The sequence below is a fragment of the Streptomyces netropsis genome, assembly GCF_014203545.1.
GTDB lineage: Bacteria > Actinomycetota > Actinomycetes > Streptomycetales > Streptomycetaceae > Streptomyces > Streptomyces netropsis.
Map to the genome: position 1 here is coordinate 1 of NZ_JACHJG010000040.1, position 1,844 is coordinate 1,844.

Sequence of the window (1,844 nt, forward strand, 5' to 3'; positions counted from 1 at the left end):
GCGCCGCGCTCAGGTCTCGTGTGTCAGTGCCCGGCTTCCGGATGCCAGAGTGTGCCGGCGTAGCGGATGAGGGCGGTGGTGAACTCGGAGTGCTGCTGGTCGGTCATGGGTCCGAGGACGCAGAGCGGGATGCGGCGGTCCTGCCGGCGGCGGATTCTTTGGGGGTAGGCCCAGCCTGCGGGACGGGCGCTGGCAAGGTTGGCGGCGTCGGTGGAGCGAACATGCAGCGCCCTGTATTGGTACGGCGTTTCGGAACCGATCGTCTCTACGGAGACCATCTGGATCTGGTCCCAGCCGACCATACGGCGGTAGGCGCCGGTGGCGATGATGCCGTGCGGACTGATGCTGAGGGACCAGGGGGACCGCTCCCGGTCGTAGCGGCTCCTGACTAGGCCAAAAACCAACAGGCCGAGGAAAACAAGGGCGGGTGCCCCGGCTACGGAGCCCACTAACCCGACCACGCTCCCAAAGCTGGGACTGGTCTCCTGCTGGATTCCTTGGAGGCGTCCAGTCCCCAGCCCGATACCGAGTCCGGCTGCCGTGATCGCCCACAGAACCGCGCATACACGCGACGCGCGGGAGGGGTGCAGAAGGGATATTTGTGCATAGTCGGCGATTGGCTCCCGGCCGGTCCAGGAAATCTCGAAGGGGCCGTTGGCAGCGGGGAGCCGCTCGGTGGGCGGCGGGGTGGAGATGCGAGGCGGCACGCGGGTCATGGTGGCCGCGGCGGCGGTGCCGAGGGTGTCGAGGGCGGTGCGCAGCCGGTTCAGGTGCTCGTGGACGGCTTCTGCTGTCTGGGGGCGCTGGTCGGGGTCTCGTCGGAGCAGTTCAGCGACGAGCTGGATCACCGCGGGCGGCAGCTCGGGCCGCAGTGCTCCGAGCGAGGGTGCGTCTTCGGCAAGCTTTTGGTGCATGATCGCCAGGCCGGTGTGCCCAGTGAACGGTGGACGCCCGGTGAGTAAGGCGAAGAGGACGCTGCCGAGGGCATACAGGTCCGAGCGCGCGTCGCCGCGTTCGTTGAGGAACTGCTCGGGCGCCCCGTACTCGGGCGTGCCAGCAGGGGCAAGCTGCGAGGAGTGAGCCAGGGTGAAGGCCCTCTGGATGAACCCTGCGATGCCGAAGTCGACCACCTTGACCCGGCCGTCGGGGGTGATCATCACGTTGTGCGGCTTGATGTCGTAGTGGATGATCTGTGCGCCGTGCGCGGCCACCAGGGCCGCGCAGATCTCCTGCGCGATGCCCAGAGCACGGCCTACGTCCATGGGACTTTCGTCGCGAATGTGTTCGGCGAGGTTGGCCCCCTCGACCCGCTCCATGATCAGGAACCACAGGTCCTCGTGGACCCCACGGTCGTGGAGGGCGACCACGTTCGGATGGCTGATCTGCGCGGCGGCCACCGCCTCCCGCTCGAAGCGGCGCGGCAGATCCGCGTGCACCCCCTCGTCCAGCACGAGCATTTTGACCGCGACATCCCGGTGCAGCATCCGGTCCCGCCCTGCCCAGACCTCTCCCATGCCGCCCCGTCCAAGCCGCTTCTCCAACTCGTACCGTCCCGCGATCAGCTCTCCGCGCTCCACCCGCCACCCCCGATGACAAAGCCATGCCAGCAATCAGCGTATGGCCATGCAGGTCAGCCGCAAGGAGGAATGGGGGCCGATGCCCGAACAACTGCGCTCCGCCGCCTGACCTGAGGCTGCTCCGTGGGTACGTCTCGGCGCCGCCGTCGACCAGAGCTGTTCAGCGAAATCCCAGCTCAGGGCCGTCCCACCGCTACCTTGCGTGCCAACTACCGTGCTCAGCCGCCAACCAGCGTGCTCAAGCGCCAACTGTCCCGCTCAGTCACA

The 1,844-nt window shown here is 67.7% G+C and carries 1 protein-coding gene; it reads right to left on the reverse strand.

From position 1 onward, the window contains the following. Positions 1-23: 23 nt before the first annotated feature. Positions 24-1,577 carry a serine/threonine-protein kinase gene (locus tag FHS38_RS34770; RefSeq protein WP_184740595.1) on the reverse strand — a complete coding sequence of 518 codons (1,554 nt, stop codon included), beginning with the start codon at positions 1,575-1,577 and terminating at the stop codon, positions 24-26. Positions 1,578-1,844: the final 267 nt, after the last annotated feature.